General features: G+C 36.7%; 20 protein-coding genes. 8 read left to right on the forward strand and 12 right to left on the reverse strand.

What is annotated here, in order from left to right; translation table 11 throughout:
- Positions 1–141 precede the first annotated feature (141 nt).
- From purH to rpsU, 8 genes are all read right to left on the reverse strand, one after another.
- Positions 142–1746: a bifunctional phosphoribosylaminoimidazolecarboxamide formyltransferase/IMP cyclohydrolase gene (gene purH / locus CJF42_RS02025; RefSeq protein ID WP_095365070.1), complete on the reverse strand. Its 1605-nt coding sequence runs from the start codon at positions 1744–1746 to the stop codon at positions 142–144.
- A 102-nt stretch (positions 1747–1848) separates the two neighbouring features.
- Positions 1849–2139, reverse strand: coding sequence for a DNA-binding transcriptional regulator Fis (fis, locus tag CJF42_RS02030; protein ID WP_042146997.1), 291 nt, complete (start codon positions 2137–2139; stop codon positions 1849–1851).
- A gap of 17 nt (positions 2140–2156) precedes the next feature.
- Positions 2157–3119, reverse strand: a complete 963-nt coding sequence (gene dusB / locus CJF42_RS02035) for a tRNA dihydrouridine synthase DusB (RefSeq protein ID WP_095365071.1) — start codon at positions 3117–3119, stop codon at positions 2157–2159.
- A gap of 316 nt (positions 3120–3435) precedes the next feature.
- Entirely contained in the window at positions 3436–4326 is an 891-nt protein-coding gene (prmA, locus tag CJF42_RS02040) for a 50S ribosomal protein L11 methyltransferase (RefSeq protein ID WP_095365072.1), read from the reverse strand.
- 207 nt (positions 4327–4533) lie between these two features.
- Complete coding sequence (gene rpoD, locus CJF42_RS02045; protein WP_095365073.1) at positions 4534–6357, reverse strand: RNA polymerase sigma factor RpoD; 1824 nt, start codon at positions 6355–6357, stop codon at positions 4534–4536.
- A gap of 124 nt (positions 6358–6481) precedes the next feature.
- Positions 6482–8266 (reverse strand): DNA primase, encoded by a 1785-nt coding sequence (gene dnaG, locus CJF42_RS02050; protein WP_095365074.1) that lies wholly within the window; start codon positions 8264–8266, stop codon positions 6482–6484.
- A 198-nt stretch (positions 8267–8464) separates the two neighbouring features.
- Positions 8465–8911 (reverse strand): GatB/YqeY domain-containing protein, encoded by a 447-nt coding sequence (locus CJF42_RS02055; RefSeq protein ID WP_095365075.1) that lies wholly within the window; start codon positions 8909–8911, stop codon positions 8465–8467.
- Positions 8912–8933: 22 nt separating this feature from the next.
- On the reverse strand, positions 8934–9149 hold the full coding sequence (rpsU, locus tag CJF42_RS02060; protein ID WP_042147013.1) for a 30S ribosomal protein S21: 216 nt from the start codon (positions 9147–9149) through the stop codon (positions 8934–8936).
- Between the two features lie 225 nt (positions 9150–9374).
- Between rpsU and tsaD the strand changes: the two genes are divergently transcribed.
- Positions 9375–10400 carry a tRNA (adenosine(37)-N6)-threonylcarbamoyltransferase complex transferase subunit TsaD gene (gene tsaD / locus CJF42_RS02065; RefSeq protein ID WP_095365076.1) on the forward strand — a complete coding sequence of 342 codons (1026 nt, stop codon included), beginning with the start codon at positions 9375–9377 and terminating at the stop codon, positions 10398–10400.
- Between the two features lie 180 nt (positions 10401–10580).
- Here tsaD and plsY read toward each other — a convergent pair whose 3' ends face one another.
- Positions 10581–11171, reverse strand: a complete 591-nt coding sequence (gene plsY / locus CJF42_RS02075) for a glycerol-3-phosphate 1-O-acyltransferase PlsY (protein ID WP_170940439.1) — start codon at positions 11169–11171, stop codon at positions 10581–10583.
- Between the two features lie 179 nt (positions 11172–11350).
- Here plsY and folB point away from each other — a divergent pair, with 179 nt between their 5' ends.
- Genes folB through CJF42_RS02095 form a run of 4 tightly spaced genes read left to right on the forward strand, consistent with a single transcriptional unit; the run spans position 11351 to position 13632 of the window.
- Positions 11351–11716 carry a dihydroneopterin aldolase gene (gene folB, locus CJF42_RS02080; protein WP_095365079.1) on the forward strand — a complete coding sequence of 122 codons (366 nt, stop codon included), beginning with the start codon at positions 11351–11353 and terminating at the stop codon, positions 11714–11716.
- Between the two features lie 14 nt (positions 11717–11730).
- Positions 11731–12219, forward strand: coding sequence for a 2-amino-4-hydroxy-6-hydroxymethyldihydropteridine diphosphokinase (gene folK / locus CJF42_RS02085; RefSeq protein ID WP_095365080.1), 489 nt, complete (start codon positions 11731–11733; stop codon positions 12217–12219).
- Positions 12216–13034: an undecaprenyl-diphosphate phosphatase gene (locus CJF42_RS02090; RefSeq protein ID WP_095365081.1), complete on the forward strand. Its 819-nt coding sequence runs from the start codon at positions 12216–12218 to the stop codon at positions 13032–13034. The genes folK and CJF42_RS02090 overlap by 4 nt, the downstream gene beginning before the upstream one ends.
- Before the next feature lie 19 nt (positions 13035–13053).
- The gene (locus tag CJF42_RS02095) at positions 13054–13632 is read left to right on the forward strand and encodes a DUF4136 domain-containing protein (protein WP_095365082.1); all 579 of its coding nucleotides are present in this window, start codon (positions 13054–13056) and stop codon (positions 13630–13632) included.
- Here the strand turns inward: CJF42_RS02095 and CJF42_RS02100 are convergent.
- A complete protein-coding gene (locus CJF42_RS02100; protein ID WP_095365083.1) occupies positions 13629–14732 on the reverse strand; it encodes a tRNA nucleotidyltransferase/poly(A) polymerase-related protein in 1104 nt (367 codons plus the stop codon). The two genes, CJF42_RS02095 and CJF42_RS02100, sit on opposite strands and share 4 nt — an antisense overlap.
- 256 nt (positions 14733–14988) lie before the next feature.
- Here CJF42_RS02100 and CJF42_RS02105 point away from each other — a divergent pair, with 256 nt between their 5' ends.
- The 3 genes from CJF42_RS02105 (at position 14989) to CJF42_RS27150 (ending at position 17452) form a co-directional block, all read left to right on the forward strand.
- Positions 14989–15897, forward strand: a complete 909-nt coding sequence (locus CJF42_RS02105; RefSeq protein ID WP_095365084.1) for an ExeA family protein — start codon at positions 14989–14991, stop codon at positions 15895–15897.
- Between the two features lie 137 nt (positions 15898–16034).
- Positions 16035–16958: a general secretion pathway protein GspB gene (locus CJF42_RS02110; protein WP_095365085.1), complete on the forward strand. Its 924-nt coding sequence runs from the start codon at positions 16035–16037 to the stop codon at positions 16956–16958.
- Positions 16959–17245: 287 nt separating this feature from the next.
- On the forward strand, positions 17246–17452 hold the full coding sequence (locus CJF42_RS27150) for a hypothetical protein (RefSeq protein WP_170940440.1): 207 nt from the start codon (positions 17246–17248) through the stop codon (positions 17450–17452).
- 9 nt (positions 17453–17461) lie between these two features.
- Here the strand turns inward: CJF42_RS27150 and CJF42_RS02120 are convergent, their stop codons facing one another.
- Together CJF42_RS02120 and putA are read right to left on the reverse strand one after the other, a co-directional pair.
- The gene (locus CJF42_RS02120; protein WP_095365086.1) at positions 17462–18652 is read right to left on the reverse strand and encodes a cyclic di-GMP phosphodiesterase; all 1191 of its coding nucleotides are present in this window, start codon (positions 18650–18652) and stop codon (positions 17462–17464) included.
- A 165-nt stretch (positions 18653–18817) separates the two neighbouring features.
- Positions 18818–22618 (reverse strand): bifunctional proline dehydrogenase/L-glutamate gamma-semialdehyde dehydrogenase PutA, encoded by a 3801-nt coding sequence (gene putA / locus CJF42_RS02125; RefSeq protein WP_095365087.1) that lies wholly within the window; start codon positions 22616–22618, stop codon positions 18818–18820.
- Positions 22619–22691 lie beyond the last annotated feature (73 nt).

The following is a 22691-nucleotide window of genomic DNA, read 5'->3' on the forward strand; positions in this document are numbered from 1 at the left end:
ACTAAAATTTAGGTAATTTATTATTGTTATAAAGGAGATAAAAATAACAAAAAAATGCTAAGATCCCAATAAAATTTTATAGCACACTAAATTATATATAAAAACAAAAAAGCCGATATAAATCGGCTTTTTTGTTGGCTTTTAGTGGCGGAAGTGACGCATGCCAGTAAACACCATTGCCATACCTGCTTCGTCAGCTGCAGCGATGATTTCTTCATCACGAATTGAACCACCAGGTTGAATAACTGCAGATATACCTGCTGCTGCTGCTGCATCAATACCATCACGGAATGGGAAGAACGCATCAGATGCCATTACAGAACCTTTAACTTCAAGGTTTTCATCAGCTGCTTTGATACCTGCTATTTTAGCAGAATATACGCGGCTCATTTGTCCTGCGCCAACACCGATTGTCATGCCATCTTTTACATAGATAATGGCATTAGACTTAACAAATTTGGCAACTTTCCAGCTAAACATTAAATCTTTCATTTCTTCTTCTGTTGGTTGGCGTTTAGAAACAACAGTCAGTTCACTTGTTTCTACCATTCCAGTATCGCGGTCTTGAATTAAAACACCACCATTAACACGTTTGATATCAACACTGGATGTTTTAGCTGACCATTGGCCACATTCTAATAAACGTATATTTTTCTTAGCTGCAACAATTTGAGCTGCTGCATCAGTTACTTTAGGCGCAATGATAACTTCAACGAATTGACGTGAAACAATCGCTTCAGCAGTGTCAGCATCTAATTCTTGGTTAAATGCGATTATGCCACCAAATGCAGATGTAGGATCCGTTTTGAAAGCACGTTCGTATGCTTCTAAAATATTATCACCTTGTGCAACGCCACATGGGTTGGCGTGTTTTACGATAACACATGCAGATGTTGAAAATTCTTTAACACATTCAAGTGCTGAATCTGTATCTGCAATATTATTAAAAGATAATGCTTTACCTTGTAATTGCTTAGCAGTGGCAACAGAAGCTTCTTCGATGCCATTTTCCACATAAAAAGCGGCATCTTGATGTGAGTTTTCACCGTAGCGCATATCTTGCTTTTTAGTAAACTGGAAATTAATTGTTCGTGGGAATTTTGATTCTGGATTGTTGTTATTTTCAGCTGATTCGTCAAGTACATGTGCTGATACTTTTGTGCCGAAGTAATTCGCTATCATACCATCATATTGTGCTGTATGTTCAAAAGCAGCAATCGCTAGATCAAAACGTGTTTGGTATGTTGTGGCACCTTCATTAGCGTCCATTTCAGTTAATACGCGGTCATAATCAGCTACATTTACTATGATAGTGACATCTTTGTTATTTTTAGCCGCTGCGCGAACCATAGTAGGTCCACCAATATCAATATTTTCAATCGCATTTTCTAAAGAACAATTTTCATTTGCAACAGTTTGTGCAAATGGGTAAAGGTTAACTACAACCATGTCAATAGCTGAAATATTATTTTCAGCCATTACATCTTCATCTTGACCGCGGCGAGCTAGAATACCACCGTGAATTTTAGGGTGAAGTGTTTTTACACGACCATCCATAATTTCTGGATGACCTGTATGGTTTGATACTTCAGTTACTTGGATGCTATTGTCAGCTAGTAGCTTACAAGTTCCGCCTGTAGAAAGTAGTTCAACACCTTTTGCTGCAAGAGCACGAGCAAATTCAACAATACCGGTTTTATCTGAAACGCTTAATAATGCGCGACGTACTGGACGAAGAGTATCCATGTAGTTTTATAACCTCTATAGTGGAGTGGATTAAAGTTGTTATTTAAAAGAGTTAACAAAAAAGCACCCTAGGGTGCTTTTTATGCAGTTAAAACTGCGTATTTAGTTCATGCCGTACTTTTTAAGCTTCTTACGTAAAGTACCACGATTGATGCCAAGTAAGATTGACGCACGTGTTTGATTACCTCGTGTATATGTCATTACTTCTTCAAGTAGTGGCGCTTCTAGTTCAGAAAGAACAAGCTCATAAACGTCTTCAACGTCTTGACCATTAAGCTGCTTCAGGTAGTGATGAACAGCTTTTTTAACTGCGTCACGTAACGGTTGCGGTTTCTCTTGTGACTGGACATGAGCGTTTGTAATAAATGGAGAAGTCACATTTTGTTCGAACATTGTCTTGTTTCTCTTTCTTAAATTGCTTGAAAATAATTATTTAGTACCGAAACTTGCTCTTGAGCTGTCTCTAGGGCATTAAATACGCGCCTAAACTGTCTTTCTTTATCATGGGATTGCAAATACCAAGATACATGCTTTCGTGCGATACGTACTCCCATTACTTCACCGTAAAATTGATGCAAATTAACTAAGTGTTCCATTAATATACATTCTACCTCAGCGATTTCTGGCTCAGGTAAAAATTCACCAGTTTTTAAGTAATGTGCAGTTTCCTTAAAAATCCAGGGTCTGCCTTGAGCTGCTCGTCCGATCATGACGGCATCTGCCCCCGTGTAGTCCAAAACCTGCTTTGCTTTTATAGGTGATGTAATATCACCATTAGCGACAATAGGTATGGACACTGAACGTTTTATATCCCTGATGGTGTCGTATTCTGCTTCACCTTTATACATACAGGCCTTTGTACGACCATGCACGGCTAAAGATGCGATACCATTTCGTTCAGCTATTCTTGCTATTTCAATACCATTACGGTTATCGGTATTCCAACCGGTACGAATTTTTAAAGTAACCGGAACATCAACAGCATCCACTACTGATTTTACAATTATTTCAACTAAATCCGGATATTGTAATAATGCTGAACCCGCAAGTTTTTTATTCACTTTTTTGGCTGGGCAACCCATGTTGATATCAACAATTTGGGCGCCATTAGCTACATTCAATTGTGCTGCCTGTGCCATTAATGTCGGATCAGAACCGGCTATCTGAACTGCACGGATCCCTGACTCACCACTATGGTCCATACGGTTCATAGATTTCTCTGTGTGCCATACTTTTGGATTTGACGATAACATTTCAGATACAGCTAATCCTGCGCCTAAGCGTCGGCAAAGTTGTCTAAAAGGTCTGTCTGTTACACCAGCCATTGGCGCAACTAAGACATTGTTTTCCAGTTTATAAGGGCCTATCTGCACTATTTTTTATGGCTCACCATTCAAGGGGCGCTAATTTTACTTTTTTTTCAGCAAAAATCAAAGGTTATATTTTGAACAAAAGTGTTTTTTTTTGATTTTTTCTATTGACTTTCTATAAGCTACAGAAAATTGATTTATTTTTGTGATTAAGAGGCGCTAACTCAGGGAATTTAAAGTTACTGCTATAAATTCACCTAAGGTGTTAAGTCAGATATTTGACTGCCGCATCTTGATGTAGCTTTGGCTATAAATGAAATTGAGTTAGTATTAATATTATAAAAACACTAACTCACATAAGTATTAATAATACTCCTGTCTATTTTTTTGTACCACTAACACGGACCCACTCTCCGTCTATTTCAATTGGAGACAGATCACATAAAGGTTGGTAAACGTCACAAACAGATTGTGCTTGTTCTTCTAAAATACCCGATAACGCAAACTCAGCGCCGCTTTTACCTAAACCCAAAATAACGTGATGTAATTCACGCAGTGGTGCAGCTAGGATATTGGCAACTACGACATCAGCTCCAGTACCTTCAAGGAAAGCTGGTTGATTTTTTGGTAAATAGACTTCTAGTTGCTGCTTGACACCGTTACGTTCGGCGTTGTCAAGACTAGCGTCTAATGCTTGTGGATCGATATCAATACCAATAACACGCTTTGCACCTAATTTAATTGCTGCAATACCTAAAATGCCAGAACCACAGCCAAAATCAACCACAGTTTTATCTGTTAAATCTAAAGACTCTAACCATCTTAAACATAAAGCTGTTGTAGCGTGAGTTCCAGTACCAAATGCTAAACCTGGATCTAGCATGACGTTAACAGCAGTTGGATCGGGTACATCTCTCCAACTTGGACAGATCCACAAACGTTTACCAAATTGAATAGGGTGAAAGTTTTCCATCCATTCACGTTCCCAGTCTTTATCTTCAAGCTGTTCAATTTTATAGTTAAAGTTATCTCTCAGTTCTGGTTTAACTTGTAAATGCTCAATGACTTGCTGCATATCATTACTCGCATCAAAAAGGCCAATAATGGTAGTTTTCGCCCAAAAAATGACTTCACCTGGTTTAGGTTCGTATACTGGGCTGTTATCTGAATCCATGAAGGTGACTGATGCACTACCAGCTTCAACTAAATAGTCACTGATCACATCGGCTGTGTTTTTTGTAGCAGGTATAATAATTTGGATCCAAGCCATGGAATTATCCTCTTTATTTGGTTCACCTAAAATAGTTATCACCCTCTTTATTTTTATCGAGTGTACTTTAACTGTCTTTTTGGTGTTCTGAAAAACGAAAGTTTACAGATAATAAAATATATATTCATTAAAAAAGGTCGCAAAGCGACCTTTTTTTATTTTCTAGCATCGGCCTATGAAAGGCTTGAATAAAATCGCGCTGCGACTCTATCCCTTAGCGTCTAAGAAACTTTTAAGTAAATCAGAACGTGAAGGGTGACGTAACTTACGTAGAGCTTTAGCTTCAATTTGACGAATACGTTCACGTGTTACATCAAACTGTTTACCTACTTCTTCTAAAGTATGGTCGGTATTCATATCAATACCAAAACGCATTCTTAGCACTTTAGCTTCACGTGCTGTTAAGCCTGAAAGTACATCTAAAGTTGCGCCTTTTAAGCTTTCCATCGTTGCAGCATCAATTGGAGATTCAATAGTTGAATCTTCAATGAAGTCACCTAAGTGTGAATCTTCATCATCACCAATTGGTGTCTCCATTGAGATTGGCTCTTTAGCAATCTTTAATACCTTACGAATCTTATCTTCAGGCATTAACATGCGTTCTGCTAATTCTTCTGGATTTGGCTCACGACCCATTTCTTGTAGCATTTGACGTGAAATACGGTTAAGTTTATTAATCGTTTCAATCATATGTACTGGAATACGGATTGTACGTGCCTGATCCGCAATTGATCGTGTAATTGCTTGACGGATCCACCATGTAGCGTAAGTTGAGAATTTGTAACCACGACGGTATTCAAATTTATCAACCGCTTTCATTAAGCCGATATTACCTTCTTGGATTAAATCTAAGAATTGTAAACCGCGATTTGTGTATTTTTTAGCAATTGATATAACAAGACGTAAGTTTGCTTCAACCATTTCTTTTTTAGCTCGGCGGGCTTTCGCTTCACCTATGCTCATTCGACGGTTAATGTCTTTTATATTTGAAATTGATAAACCACACGCTTTCTCAATGATATGTAGCTTTTTAATACAACGACCAATGTCGCCTTCACATTCGGCTAATTTATCAGAGTAAGACTCACCAAGTGCAACTTCAAACTTTAACCATGCATTGTTTGTTTCATTATTTACAAAATGCTTAACAAAAGTCTTCTTAGGCATTTTTGCATATTGAACGGCATGTTTCATAACAAGGCGTTCTTGGACACGGACTTTGTCCATTGTTTCACGCATGTTATTAACTAAACGATCAAACTCTTTAGGAATTAATTTGAAAGTTTGGAATAGTTCAGCAATTTCAGCAAAAGCAGTTTTGGTATCAGCATGGTCACGACCATTAGCTTCTATTATTTCACGTGCTTTTGTATTTAAATCTCTTAGATTTTCAAAGTTTTCACGAGCAAGTTCAGGACAAGGGCCTGTATCAATTTCTTCTTCGTCCTCACCGTCTTCATCTTTAAGTTCTTCCGTACTTAAAGCTGAACCAACATGCGTTGCTTGGACTGCGATTTCGTCTGCATCGGGATCAATAAAGCCATTGATGATATCGCTTAAGCGAATTTCTTCTGCTTCGAATTTATCCCAACGATCTAATAGATATGTAATTGTTTCCGGGTATTCAGCAACTGAAATTTGAACTTGGTTGATGCCATCTTCAATACGCTTAGCGATTACAATTTCGCCTTCACGTGTTAATAGCTCTACAGTTCCCATTTCACGCATATACATGCGCACAGGATCTGTTGTACGGCCAATTTCTTTATCTACCGTAGCAAGAGCAGCAGCTGCTGCTTCTGCAGCATCTTCATCAGTTGTTGTTTCTTGCATCATTAGTTCATCGGCATCAGGAGCGTTTTCGCTAACCTTAATACCCATGTCATTAATCATGCTAATGATATCTTCAACTTGATCTGAGTCGATGATATCTTGTGGAAGGTGATCATTCACTTGTGAGAATGTCAAATAACCTTGTTCTTTACCTTTTTGAATGAGGAGTTTTAGCTGAGACTGAGGACTTTGCTCCATAGAGATTTTCTCTTCCACTTAGATAAGTTGATGCGCCGAGCGCTAGCTGAAATTATTTGAAAATCAGCAAGCGCAGATTAATAGAGCAGTATAACACAGGTTTTCAATATCAGCTAGGCCTTAATTAGTCTTGTGTTGGTTCTTTTTTCGAGTTAGCCATCGCTAAAACTAATAATTGGTATTCTTGCCTTTCTTCACTACTTAGTCCACTGGTCTTATCTTTAATTAATAGGGTTTCGGCACGATGATTTAAACACTGATCTTCAATAAATTTAAAAGTATTTTGAAAATAGTAGATTAATTTATTTTCATCTATTTGATGCTGCCATGCAGCAAGCTTGGTTAAAGCGCTATATTCTGGTGTATCCCGATATAACTCTAATATTTGGCCTGTGGTGATGCCATTATTTTTAAGGCTTAAAGCTTGTAAGTTCTTAAATAATGCAAGACCAGGGAGTCCAAGTTCAACAAGCTCCGGTAAATGCGGGATTTCGCGTGATAATTCTGGATGTTGAACTATTAATCCTATGGCAATTCGCATCGGTGTCATTTTGAATTTTTTCTGTAAGCTCTTTTGTTGTCTTGGATTATTTAGTTTTTGATTTAATTGTTCCTTTGTTCTGCCAATAAGACGCGCCAATTGCTCTAATAAGTTTTCTTGGTAAAACTCGCTTTTCACTTTTTCAATTAGAGGTAACGCTAAACTAAGTATTTTTGATTTGCCCGCGTCGGTTGTTAAATCACATTCAATTGCTAATTTTTCAAATAGTACTTTTGTAAAATCTTTAGATTGATTCAGTCGTTGCTCAAAGTCTTCTTTACCTTCTTTTTGTACCAAAGTGTCAGGATCTTCTCCATCAGGTAAAAAGGCAAATTTTAGTTCTTTACCGTCAGCTAAATAGGGCAATGCATTTTCGAGTGCACGCCATGCTGCATCACGACCTGCTCTATCACCATCATAACAACATATAACACGTTCAGTGGTTCTAAATAATGTATGCATGTGCTCAGTAGTTGTTGCTGTGCCTAATGAAGCAACTGCATATTCAATACCTTGTTCAGAAAGCGCAACCACATCCATATAACCTTCAACGATTAGCACTTGTTCTAACTTTTTATAGGCTTGTTTTGCTTCGTATAAACCATAAAGTTCAAATCCTTTATGGAATATACGTGTTTCAGGAGAGTTGAGATATTTAGGCCCGCTGTTTTTATCATCACCATCACTTGGCATGATACGACCACCAAACCCGATTACACGACCGCGTTTATCTTTGATAGGAAACATTAACCTATCTCTGAAAAAATCATACGAGCCGCCAGAATCTTTCAAGTTTGCGAGTTTTAAATCAACAAGTTGCTGCTTTTGACTTGGGTTACGTGCAAATAAAGAGCACAAACCATCCCACTCACTTGGCGCATAACCAATTAAATATTTTTTGACCGTTTCGCCACTGAGACCACGTCCTTTAACGTATTCTATTACTTGATTTGAATTTTTATGATGTTTTAGCTGATGGCCATAAAATCGTGCAGCTTGCAGCATTAATTCATAATCAGATCGTTTTTGCTCAGAACTGATTGTAGGGCCCTTGCTAAAGTTTCCTTGCTCTCTAGGCACTTCTAAATGTAATAAGGATGCAAGTTCTTCAATGGCATCTACAAATTCAAGCTTTTCATACTCCATCATGAAGGAAATTACGTTACCACTGGCACCACAGCCAAAGCAATGATAGAACTGTTTGTCTTGAGAGACACTAAATGAGGGAGATTTTTCATTATGAAATGGACAGCAGGCTTGGTAGTTTTTACCTGCTTTTTTTAAAGTTACGTAAGAATCAATGAGATCAACAATATCTGTACGAGCGATTATATCATCAATAAAATTACGAGGGATTTTTCCAGCCATAAATGTCTAAGCCATCAACTTTTAAGTAAGTATATAAAGTGGAATTGATATGATGAAGAATAACCAAAAACTGCCATTTGATCTAGGATATATAGTTAAATCAATTCAACTTATTGAAGCAGAGTTTATTTTGGTTTTAAAAATGAAAAACCGAGCATTAAGCTCGGTTTTTAGTAACAAATATATAATCGTTACTTCTTATGCGGTTAATTTTTGCTTTATTAAACCTGAGATATTACCCATATCGGCACGACCTTCAGCTCGGCTTTTAATAAACCCCATTACTTTACCCATATCTTGCATGCCTGCTGCATTACAATCAGTAATAGCAGTATCAATAAGCGAAAGAATTTCTTCTTCAGTTAAAGGTTTCGGTAAGAAACTTTCAAGCACACTTATTTCATTTGCTTCGATATCAGCTAAGTCTTGACGACCTGCATCATGATACTGATCGTGGGCATCGTGACGTTGCTTAACCATTTTAACGATAATGGATGTTATTTCAGCATCAGTCAAAGTTATACGGTCATCAATTTCACGTTGTTTAATTGCAGCTAGCGCCATACGTATGGTACCAAGACGCATTTTGTCTTTGGCACGCATAGCATCTTTCATTGCATCTTTTAGTGTTACTAATAAACTCATCTACAAGACTCTGGGAAAAGTTTTAGTATAATCTAACGCGACGTGCATTTTCGCGAGATAATTTTTTCATAAGACGTTTAACAGCTGCAGCTTTTTTACGCTTACGTTCTGCAGTTGGTTTTTCATAGTGCTCACGACGACGAACTTCTGAAAGGATACCTGCTTTTTCACATGAACGTTTAAAACGACGTAATGCAACGTCAAACGGTTCGTTTTCTCTTACTTTGATTACTGGCATTAAAAATCACCTAATAGCTAATGAGATCAACTCATACCGATCAATAATTGACCGTTTGGTTTAAAAATGGTGCGGTATTGTAATCCGAATCGCCTTTTGATGTAAAGGTTAATTATAGTAAATATATTAATAGCTGGCAAAATTTAATCAAGTCAGTAAAATTGCGCTCTGATTTATGGTTTTTATAATATTTTGCTCTTTGATGAGCGCTGGGAGTAACTAATAATGCGAATTTTAGGTATTGAATCGTCATGTGATGAAACAGGTATCGCTATCTATGATGATGAAAAAGGATTATTAGCGCACCAGCTATACAGTCAAATTAAAGTGCATGCTGATTATGGCGGCGTAGTACCAGAGTTAGCATCAAGAGATCATATCCGTAAAGCTTTACCATTAATTGAAGCTGCATTTGAAGAAGCAAACTGTACCGCTGAAGATTTAGATGGCATCGCTTTTACTGCTGGGCCTGGCCTAGTTGGTGCTATTTTAGTTGGTTCATCAATTGGTCGCTCTTTAGCTTTTGGCTGGGATATACCTGCTGTTGCAGTTCACCATATGGAAGGGCACCTATTAGCACCTATGCTTGAAGAAAAAAAACCAGACTTTCCTTTTGTTGCGTTATTAGTATCTGGTGGACATACATTATTAGTGGAAGTTAAAGGTATTGGCCAATATCAAATTTTAGGTGAGTCGGTTGATGATGCAGCTGGTGAAGCATTTGATAAAACAGCTAAATTGCTAGGACTAGATTACCCCGGAGGTCCATTATTGGCTAAATTGGCGGAGCAAGGTGAAGACAAAAAATTTGTATTTCCTCGTCCAATGACTTCTAAGCCAGGGCTTGATTTTAGCTTCAGTGGTTTGAAAACGGCGACAGCGATCACCATTCGTGAGCAAGGTGGCGTTGAAGGCTGTGACGAGCAAACAAAAGCGGATATCGCCCATGCTTTTCAAACAGCTGTTGTTGATACCCTTACAATAAAATGTAAGCGCGCCTTAAAACAAACGGGTATTAAGCGATTAGTGATCGCCGGTGGTGTAAGCGCAAATAAAGATTTAAGAGAAAAATTTGAACGTATGATGCAAGGTATGCAGGGGGAGGTTTTTTATCCGAGAACAGAGTTTTGCACTGATAACGGCGCTATGATAGCTTATGCTGGTATGCAAAGATTAAAAGCAAAGCAGTATGCACCTATGGATATGAAGGCGTATCCAAGATGGCCTATAGATTCATTACCGCCAATTTAATTTAGTTAGAAAAGAATAAAATGCTTTTAGTCGAATCCTTCGGACAGCGTTTGTGGGGCATTTTTACTGCGTTACCGCCTTTTTATGTGGCACAACCACATGACAAAGCCTCTGCCTTGTATAAATGCCTAACAATTCGCTGCAAAAGTAATCTCGAAAGATCAACAGCCCCTATACCTTTTAGATTTTATTCTTATCTTTTATTTTTGGCTCTTCACCTTTAAGTAAGCGAAATATATTCTCGTGATGTCGAAAAATAATTAATACACTCAGCATAAGTACAGGCACTGTATATAAAGGTTTAATAAACCAAGTATAAATTGGTGCGATAGCGACTGTTAATAATGCAGCTAATGAAGAGTATCCCGTAAGCCATACAATTAATATCCAAGTTAAAATCAATAACCCAGCCAGAGATAATCCTATGGGTAACATAGTTCCAAATGCTGTTGCGACTGCCTTTCCACCTTTAAAACCAAAAAATACGGGGTACATATGACCTAAGCAGGCTGCAATACCTATAAAACCTAAATAAATGGGTTCAATTTTTAAAAAGTAAGCGCCCCAAACTGGGATTGTGCCTTTGAGTATGTCAAAAGTCATCACAAGCATAGCAGGAAGTTTTCCTCCTAAACGGTAAATATTTGTCGCTCCCGGGTTTTTAGAGCCAAAATGCCTAGGGTCGGGTAATCGAAATAATTTGCTGATCAAGATTGCAGATGAGATTGATCCCAAAAGGTATGCAAATATGAACATCGATCCGGCTATCACTGTAATCCTTATATTTAAATTGGTAAAATTGAGCTATCATCGCCACTTATTAATTTGTTTGGCGCAAGGATACGTAAATTTCTAAAAAATGTATCCGACTAGCTAAGTTTAGCGCAGTTACAAACAAAAAACCTGAAGTTTATTAAAGCGGAATATTATATTCTAAGAGTATGCCATATATGGATAAAGTATTTATAAGCCAATTACATGTTGATACCATAATTGGTGTTTACGACTTTGAAAAAGAAGCAAAACAAAGTTTATTTTTTGATATTGAGATGCAAACTGATATTCGCGCAGCCGCTCATTCTGATGATATTAATGACACCGTTGATTATGCTGTTGTCAGTGAGCGCATTATTAAGCATGTCACAGCAAAACCTGTTGAGCTATTAGAAACTTTGGTAGAGCAAATCGCTGAGTTTATTTTATCAGATTTTAATGTCAGTGAAGTTAAAGTTAGAGTAAGTAAGCCTGCTGCTGTGAAAGAAGCAAATACAGTCGGTGTTGAAATCATTCGTGCTTTAAATAATACGTGTAATTAAGGTAAGTAAAGTTAATGGCAGATATATTTATCAGTATTGGTTCTAATGTGGATAAAGAATCAAATATTGTAAGTTCAATTAAAATATTGCAAACATATTTTCCAAATTTATTCTGCTCTGCGGTTTTTGAAAGTGAATCAGTAGGCTTTAATGGCCATAACTTTTATAACTTAGTCGCAGGTGCCAAAACGGATATGTCATTAGAGGGTGTATGTTCACTGTTAAAGCAAATTGAGCGAGATAACGGACGCTTGCCATCAGATAAAAAGTTTAGCCCAAGAACATTGGATTTGGATTTATTATTTTTTGATGATGTTATATGCGATAGCCCTGCGCAATTACCCAGAGATGAAATTACTAAAAACGCATTTGTTTTATGGCCATTAGCTGAAATTGCCCCTGAATTTATACATCCAGTTAATAACAGGTCAATGTCTGAAATTTGGCAAGAATATGATAAAACGCAACAAAAACTATGGAAAGTGGAGTTATCTTTTAAATGAGTATTATCGAAATAATTGTATTGGCCTTGATCCAAGGTTTCACCGAATTTTTGCCTATATCAAGTTCCGCGCATTTATTATTACCCTCACAAATTTTAGGTTGGCAAGATCAAGGTTTAGCATTTGATATCGCAGTTCATGTGGGAACATTAATTGCCGTCATAATGTACTTTCGCAAAGAAGTGGCAGATATATTATCTGCTTGGTTTAAGTCTTTAGGCAGCATTGAATCTATGAAAAGTAATGCGACTGATGATAGTAAGCTAGGTTGGTTAATTATATTAGGCACAATTCCTGCTGCATTAATTGGTTATTTAGCGAAAGATTTTGTAGAGCTTTATCTACGAAACGCTTGGGTGGTAGCAATTACAACCATAGTGTTTGGTTTATTACTTTGGTACGCAGATGTTAAAGGTAAACAAATTAAAACAATTTATCAATTGAATTGGAAGTCAGCTTTAATACTTGGCTTTTCTCAAGCGATAGCGGCTGTATTCCCTGGTACTTCTCGTTCAGGTATTACTATCACCGCGGGTTTAATGCTGGGTTTAAATAAACAAAGTGCTGCGCGATTTTCATTTTTATTAGCGATTCCAATTATTTCTATGATGGGATTATATTACACAATGGAATTGGTTTTGAGTGATGAGACAGTTGCTTGGGGGACCTTAGGTTTAGGTACTTTATTATCATTTATTTCAGCATATGCCTGTATTTATTTATTTTTTAAAATAATAGAGCGTATGGGAATGATGCCATTTGTGATTTATCGTTTATTATTAGGTATAGGATTATTTATATTTTTACTTTATTAAAATAAATTAAGGATAACCCATGAGATACTTCCTGTTATTAATAATATTATTATTATCAATTTTTACAGGGGGAGGGTGTAGAAATCATATTAATGACTTAAAAGAAAAAAGAGTAGTAGTAGTAAGTGATCCTCAAATACAGCTCACAAGAAAAACAAAACTGACCTGGTATGCAGACTTTAAAATATATACTGGTACACAAAATCCAACAGCGCAGCAAAAATCAGAAAATTTTGAATTTACACAATTAATAAAACAAAAAATAGAACAAGAGATTATAGATAAAGGTTTTAATTTTACTCCTGAAGCGGGTTTAGAAGAAACCCAATATCAGGTGGTTGCTCTAGCGGTGGCAGATGATAACTTTACAAGCTCAGAGTATTTAAATTTATTTCAACTTTTTCCTGAGTTAGGTAATGATAGTGATTTAAAAAAAGGCACCTTGATTGTTGCTATTGTTGATCCTGTGCAAAGAAAATCGGCATGGAGAGGCTCTATTCAATTATATTTAGAGCCAAGCCTAGATAAAAATACTCGTCAAAAACGTATTTCAACTTCAGTCGTTAAATTATTAAAAAGCCTAAAACTTAAAGATTAATTCTCTAAAAAATTTTTTAATAAAAGTAATCTTTCAGCCATAATTGCTTTACCAATCTCGGGGCCTTTAATACCCTGAACAACAATCTGCTTAGCAGTAACATTTGCTGCGATTTTATATGACGTTTCTAAGTATTCACGTTTTTTAACAGTGAACGCGTTATTACTTTGCATTGATTGTATCAATCTCTCAAAACGTTCAAATCTACGCCAAATATCGATTTTATTGAATAGTTCAAGCATTTCGCTAGCATTTAAGCTGTCAGCTTTTAATAAATCGGCTTGGTTATTATTTTTTAAAAATAATAATTCTTTAAATTGATTTGGAACTTTTAAATCTACAACTAATTTTGCAATTTGATCCGCAGATAAAAAGTCCGCTAATTGACTAAAAAGAATATCATTTTCAGTTTGGGTATTTATTAATCTTTGACTTAATAGTTCCGATGATGTATTTGAAAACAACTTACAAAGCGATGGTGCAATACAAGCTAAAGCATTGATAGAATTAAGTACTTTTAGAAAAGTAAAAAAATTACCATCCGATAAGGATTTTTGAAATTCCATCCATACACGCTCAGGCGTAAGGGTATTGATCTCGCCATTTTTAACCATGTTAACCATCAAAGTCATGGTTTCATCAGCTATGGTAAAGCCAAGGTATTGATAGCGAGCAGCAAAACGCGCTACACGCAGTACACGTAATGGGTCTTCACTAAATGCACTTGATACATGGCGAAGTATTTTAATGTTGAGATCTTCAATGCCATTGTAGGGATCTATTATTTTGCCATCATCATCTTGTGCAATTGCATTTACTGTCAGGTCACGTCTAATTAAATCTTCTTCAAGTGTAATATGAGGATTAAAGTCACATATAAACCCTGTATATCCAGTACCTTGTTTTTTTTCTGTGCGTGCTAATGCATACTCGTCTTTGGTTTTAGGATGCAAAAATACAGGAAAGTCTTTACCTACTTGTGTAAACCCTTGTTGTTGCATTTGCGTGATAGTGGCACCAACAACAACATAATCACGTTCTTTGACTGTTCTATTGAGCAGAGCATCGCGAACTGCACCACCTACTAAATATATTTTCATTTTTAAATTTAAACTTATCAGTAATGAAATCATTTTATCAGATTATGAATTGATTGCGTGTATTTATGAAATGTTGCTTAGTAGCGGTAGAACTTGCTACTTGAAAATACAGAAATCGCGTATTTCTATATCACATGGGTATATCGTTTAATTTTCCTTGTTTAGTGACTAAATAGTGTTTAATTTATGTTTATAGTTTTTTTGTGAGCGGTTTTTTGTCATTATAGTCTCGCTATTTTTATTGAGGATTTTATTTGTGTATTTGAGCTTTTTTGGTTTAATCGAAAAACCGTTTTCTATTGCTCCTAATCCTGAATATTTGTTTTTAAGCGATAGGCATAAAGAAGCTTTGGCACATTTAACATTTGGTTTAGGTGATGCAGGAGGGTTTGTTTTATTAACAGGCGAAGTCGGTACAGGAAAAACAACCGTTACTCGCTGTATGTTGGCCGAATTACCAGATACAACGCAAGTCGCTTTTGTATTAAACCCATCTTTATCTGAGTTAGAATTACTTGCCAGTATTTGTGATGAACTTCGTATTAGATACAAAAAATCAGATGCAAGTTTAAAAAATTTAACGGATAAAATAAAAAATAGATTATTGAAAAATCATCAGTCTGGTGGTCATACCATGTTGATTATAGATGAAGCGCAACATTTAGCACCCGCGGTATTAGAGCAGTTAAGACTTCTGACAAATTTGGAGACTAACCATAAGAAACTGTTACAAATTATTTTAGTGGGCCAACCTGAATTACAACAGTTATTAAAGCGTAATGAATTGCGCCAATTAGCGCAAAGGATCACTGCACGATACCACCTTTTACCCTTAACTGAAGCGCAGGTATTTGCATATATTCAACATAGGTTGAATAAAGCCGGTAATGATACACCTATATTTGCAACTAACTCTATTAAGCTGATACATCAGCTTACAGCTGGGATCCCGAGGCTAATTAACTTATTATGTGATAGGGCACTTATGGGGGCTTTTGCAAATCAACAGCAGAAAATTAATAAACACATAGTAAAACAAGCTGCAACGGAAGTACTACCTTTACAACCAGAGCAAGAGTCAAAAAAAGTTACTTATTCAGTAATGTTGTCTATGGCCGCATTATTATGCATTACAGCTGGTTTTGCTTTGTCTTTTATTTTTTAATAGATCTGCTACGCATCTCTATTAAAGTCATTACGTGGCGTGTATTTTTATTATAGAACAACAAATGCCCTTTCAAAATAGAATGAGAGGCTAACAGAGCCTGTTTTTACGGGAATTGAATTAGGATAGGATTTTTCATGTCATATTTATTAGATGCATTAAAACAGTCAGAGCAAGGTGAAGTGAGTCGTAAGGCACAATACGCTGCAGAATCAATTCAAGATTATTCACAACAAAAAGACTTAAGTTTTTACCGTAAATTGGCCTTTTCATTACTAGCAATAGTGGCTTTTGTTGTTATTTTATCAATTGGCTTTTTGGCTGGTAGATGGTTTCAAGAATCAAAGGTTCAAGGTATAGCGGTTGTAAAGCAACAAGCGGCTATTGAAAAAGCGCAAGTAACTGAAAATCAAACTCATGTGCAACCTGCGTCGGTACAAATAAAAACCAGTCCTGTACTAGTACAGCAAGCATTGCCAACGCAATATCAACTGGTACCTGTGCCAAATACATATAATACAATACAAGCTTACCCAAATCAGCAGTCAATAGTACACAACTCTTATCCAAATAATCAAAAGCTTGTTCCTGTTCAAAATGTTCAGCAAGAACAGATAGATTACAGTCAATATAAAGTGGTAGGTAAACCCATTGAACAGTCTGTATTCAATGAACAAAGTACAGAAAAAAATATAGCAGATAGCGAAATAGCGAAATTACCAAGCTCATTAAAAACTGCATTTGCTAAGGCCGTTGCAGCAATTGAAGCTGAAGAAAATGATAACTATGAAGTCACGACAGCAACAAAAAATTCAGCAATGGCACAACCTATACAGTTATTACCGGATGTAATACAAAGTTTAATTCCTAAAATAACGTATCAAGCTCATATCTATGCAACTGACTCAAGTCGGCGTTGGATTAAATTAAATGGAGCTGAATTGTACGAAGGAGATAGTTTAGGGCCAATTAAGATATTGGAAATTGCACCTGAAATTACGCTAATGAGCATTGAAGGCTATCGTTTTAGTTTGACTGCTATGGATGATTGGTTGCCATAGTAGCTTTGAGTTAGGTATAAATTATTTGAATAACGGCCCCTGTTTAATCGTTTTAATTATGCAATCGCTTTATTATTTATGATCCAACCGGTTTTTATTATTTTTACATGGTTAGTTGCTTGGAAACTTGCTTTATACCCAAACCACTTCAAGATGCAGGATTCAGTTGGAATTAGAAATACTTTAGGCAAGGCATTGATTGAAGAACATGGTTATTCCCTTTTCAAAATCAATAACGCTGCATAAAGTATTTATAAACCAACCTTACAGGGACTTCTGAGCAAATCATGCTCGTTGTTGCCTGCATGGATGTAGGTACTAGAGCAATGCAGGAGCATATTGCCGGTCCATCTTTTTTTAAGGGAGTAACCATTAATGCAAAGATGCGCTTAGATCATGAATTGCTCAGCAGTCCTGAACCTCACATCTTGAAGTGGCTTGGGTATACATGGGAGTTAATAGTGAGTTTTGTTATCGAAAATTTTTTAGATTAATCACTTAATTCAAAAAACAGTTTTAAAAAAACGCATTAATTCTATATTAAAATCTTCAGGCTTTATTGAGTTTTCAATTTCATCTGAGCAACTTTCTTTAGATAAATCAATATCTTTAACTTCAGTATAATGATGATGTTTTGCACTATAAAATAATTTAACACAAGGTTTTAAAGGATTTTTAAAGTTACTTTTAGAGACGATCCCTAATTTTTGACTGGTTAATTTAACTAAAGTGCCTACGGGGTGCACACCGATACATGTGATAAATTGATTTAATAGCTGTTCGTCAAAACAAGTTGGCGTATCTTTTTTTAAAATTTTGAAGGCTTTAATAGGTGGCATATCATCTTTGTAAACGCGTTTAGCGGTTAAGGCATCGTATACATCTACAATTGAGATCATACGTACATACTGACTTATCTCATCACCTTTTAAACCAAAAGGGTAACCATTACCATCAATACGTTCATGGTGGTAACCTGCAAGATCTACCGCGATCCCTGATAGTCCTGCTGCTTCAACTACTTCTTTGCTGTACCGGGCATGATTTTTCATTACATCAAACTGGCTATCGGTAAATTTTCCCGGCTTATTTAAAATTTCATCTTCAATTTTAATTTTGCCAATATCATGTAATAAGGCTCCTGTCGCTAATTCATTAATGATTTCAGGATCTATATGTAAGTGTTTTGCAAAAATGGTCATCAACACAGAAACATTAATAGAGTGCTCTAAAAGATAAGCATCTTTGTCACGAATACGAGTGATACAAGCTAAAGCATCTTGATTACGAAATACAGAATCAATAAAATCATTGGCAACTTCTTTAAACGGCTCAATTTCAATTTTACGGCCCGCTTTTATATCTTCAAATGCCTTGCTTTGCAGGTTTTTTGCTTCATTATAGAGATTTTTAGCTTTACCTATTTCATTTTCTAGGCTGACACTTGCATGTGTCGGGTCATAAACTGTTTCAGGTACAGATGTTGTCACTTCAATTTTATCATCCGATTTTTGAATGATAGTTTTACTCGAATCAATTTCTACTTCAAGAATTCCGGCTTTGATCAGATTATTAATGCTTGATTGTGTGCGTACCCATCCTTGATTTTTAACTTTAATTCTGCCATTTTGTTTAGTTACATTGTTGACAAACATTCCAGGTTGTAACTGATCTATCGATAGTTTCTGTAACATAAATGATTGCAGAGCCAAAGCTAAGTGGATAACTTAAAGCTAGCAAAATATAAGGGATAATTCCAATTTTCAAACCGAAATCTAAAGCATAGTGAGAGATTAAAAAGGGAGTGAGCGAGGGGACTCCCTCGCTAATTTTATAGTAAATTAAGTTAAAGCAGAAATTTAATCTTCTTCAGCTAAAGTCATGAGAGATGTATTACCGCCAGAAGCCGTTGTATCAATACTCACTGTTTTTTCCGTTACTAAGCGATTAATTAAAGTATCGTAATATTCAGAACTGATCACAGGTAATATCGCACCATTGCGTGCAGCGAGTTGTTTGCTCACAAAACCTTTATGCTCACATCCACTGCCAATAACAGCGCCTGCAAGTTTAGGATGTGCAAGTAGGGAGTGTAAATGACTTAATTTAGTTACTTGTAATATACCTTCAGCAACACCAGTCGCAATTAACTTATCTCTAAATGCTAATGCTTCATTATAGAATAAGTCAGAAACCACAGTGATCACTGTATTACCTGTTGCTAATGCTGTTACGATAGATAATACCCAGAAATTAAACGAAGTATCTTTATCTGCATAACATGCAACACAACCACGAGGCTCTAGATAAAGGATATTTGATTCACCCGTTGGCCCAGGCAAAACAGTTGCTTTATCTAGGCGTTTTTCTATGTTGTTTAACTGAGTACGTGCATCAGCTAAGGTCAGTGCTAAATCATCCGCTAATTCATTTACTATCTCTACTGTCGCTATTTTTGCAAGTAACTGACGTAATACAGAAATACGATCATTTAACGGTGCCATACGCCAAGCATTTTCTACGTTCATTGCATTTTGTAGTAGTGTGTTTACTTGTTCTTGCGCTGCTGGTAAGTGAGACATTTCAGTATCAGTGACTTTGAAATTAGTTGATTGAATGCTTTTTGGTGATGCTTTTTCAGTTATCAAACGTGTTAGGTAGTTTGGACCACCGGCTTTAGGTCCAGTACCTGATAAGCCTCGACCACCAAAAGGTTGTACGCCAACTACGGCACCAATCATATTACGATTGATGTAAACATTACCTGCACGAGACATTTTTGCTAAGTAATGCGCACGTTCTTCAATACGCGTATGGATACCCATAGTTAAACCAAAACCAGTACCATTTACTTGATTTATTACATTTTCAATATCGGTACCTTTAAAGCGTATAACATGAACACAAGGGCCAAATACCTCTTTTGTTAATACTGATAAGTCGCTGATTTCGTATAAACGAGGTGCAAAGAAGAAATTGCCCGTATCACCCATCTCTGGTGTTTTACATTGGTAATGTAAAGTAGATCGGCCTTTAAGGTATTCAACGTGCTCATTTAATGCATCAAATGCTTTTTGATCTATCACTGGACCTACATCTGTTGAAAGCATTGCTGGGTTGCCAACATGAAGTTCTTTTAATGCGCCTTTAAGCATCGTAATTACTTTGTCTGCAATTTCTTCTTGAATAAATAAAACTCTTAGTGCAGAACATCGTTGGCCCGCACTTTGGAAACCAGACGAAATAACATCATCTACAACTTGCTCTGGAAGTGCAGTAGAATCGACGATCATACAGTTTTGACCGCCAGTTTCAGCGATCAATGGCACTTGATTGCCGCCACGTTCAGCAAGGGTTTGAGAGATACGAGTGCCTGTTTCTGTAGAACCTGTGAACATCACAGCTTTGACACGTGTATCAGGTACTATTACTTGACCCACTTTACTACCACGTGCAATAACGGCTTGGACTACGTTTTCAGGAAGACCTGCAGTTTTCATTAATTCAATGGTACGAAGTGCAACTAAACTCGTTTGCTCAGCAGGTTTTGCAATTACCGTATTACCCGTCACAATCGCTGCTGCAACTTGACCAAGAAAAATCGCAAGCGGGAAATTCCAAGGGCTGATACATAAAATCACACCGCGAGATTCAAAACGTTCATCTTTCGCTAATACTTCCGCGCGTGCTGCATAATAACGACAAAAATCAACAGCTTCACGTACTTCATCAATACCATCTTGAGGGATTTTACCTGCTTCTTTAATACAGATAGCGATTAGTTCATCGCGATGACGCTCTAAAATATCAGCAGTACGACGTAATAACTCAGCTCTTTGTGCTATTGGTGTTGTAGACCAATCAGTGTAAGCAGCTTCTGAATTAACAATTAACTGCTTCATTTGCGTCTCATTGTGATGTGTAAGATGCCCTATGATTTCATCATGATTCGCTGGATTTAAAACTGCATTTGCACCTTGGGGTACATTAGCTGCACTGATTTGGTTTACACTGAACCACTTATCAAGATTTTCTTTAAAAGGAGTAATGTGATTGATATCAGTTAAGTCCAGTCCTTTTGAATTATTACGCTCTTCACCAAACATCTCGATAGGGAGTTTAATTTGAGAGTTTGCTTTATTTTTAAGAGATTGTGTTTTTTCTACCGGATCTTGTAATAGGCTCTCAACGGGTTGTGTTTCATCAACAATCGCATTTACAAATGATGAGTTTGCACCATTTTCAAGTAGACGGCGTACCAAATAAGCTAATAAATCTTCGTGTTGACCCACGGGCGCGTAAATACGACATTGAATTTTATCTTCAGCAATGATTTGCTTAAATAAAGACTCACCCATACCGTGCAAACACTGGAATTCAAAATTAGAATGATTGCCACCAGCCATTTCTAAAATAGTTGTTGCTGAATATGCATTATGTGTTGCAAATTGAGGAAAGATCACATCGCGAGCATTCATTAGTTTAATTGCACAGGCTTTGTATGATACATCCGTTGATGCTTTGCGGGTAAATACCGGGAAATTTTCTAAACCATCTTGTTGTGATGTTTTTATTTCTGTATCCCAGTATGCACCTTTTACTAAGCGGACCATCATTTTTCGATCTACTTTTTGCGCTAATTTTACAATCCAATCAATTACAAAAGTTGCACGCTTTTGGTATGCCTGAACTGCTAAACCAAAACCACTCCAATCACCTAATTCGGTATCTGAGAAAACAGCTTCAATGATATCTAGAGAGATATCTAAGCGGTCGGCTTCTTCAGCGTCAATTGTAAAACCGATATCATAGCTCTTAGCGATAAGTGCTAACTCTTTTACTTTAGGAATTAACTCTTCAACAACACGCTCTGAATGGCTAAATTCATATCGAGGGTGAAGTGCTGATAATTTAATAGAAATACCAGGGCTTTTGATTGGACCACGACCATTTGCCGCTTTACCTATTTCGTGAATTGCATTTATGTAGCTTTTGAAATAACGATCAGCATCAGTCATGGTGCGAGCGCCTTCACCTAACATGTCATAAGAGTACGCATAACCATTATTTTCTTTTTCAACGGCACGTTCTAAGGCTTCATCTATTGTACGACCCATAACGAATTGCTTACCCATAATCTTCATCGCAACACGTACAGAGCGACGAATAACAGGCTCACCTAAACGGCCAATGGTTTTTTTCAATAAACCAAATTTATTTTGGTTATTTTCATCTGAGTAGTTAACCATTTTCCCCGTAACTAATAGACCCCAAGACGAAGCATTTACAAATATTGAATCGCTATTGCCTAAATGAGCGCTCCAATCACCACCTGATAGTTTATCGCGGATCAGTGCATCTTGAGTATTATTATCCGGTACTCGCAGTAGAGCTTCAGCCAGACACATAAGTACGATACCTTCTTCTGAAGAAAGCGAAAACTCTATTAGTAAAGCATCAACACCGCCTTGACCTTGCTGCTCTTTTCGTATGTTTACCACGAGTTGGCGTGCGCGTTCCCACGCTCGACTTCTTGCAGATACGCCTACTTCAGCTAAAGGTAAAATATGAGCTATTACTTTTTCTTCATCAATGCGGTAAAAATCACGGATTTTTTGACGAATTTCGCAATCTGTTTTTAAGTTGCCGTTAAATAACATGTGATGAGCCTCTAAAATTCGGTATTGATATCAATTAGTGAGCATTTTATAGAAACAGCAGCAGTATGTGCTG

This window comes from Pseudoalteromonas sp. NBT06-2, assembly GCF_002276045.1.
In the GTDB taxonomy this organism is placed as follows: Bacteria; Pseudomonadota; Gammaproteobacteria; order Enterobacterales; family Alteromonadaceae; genus Pseudoalteromonas.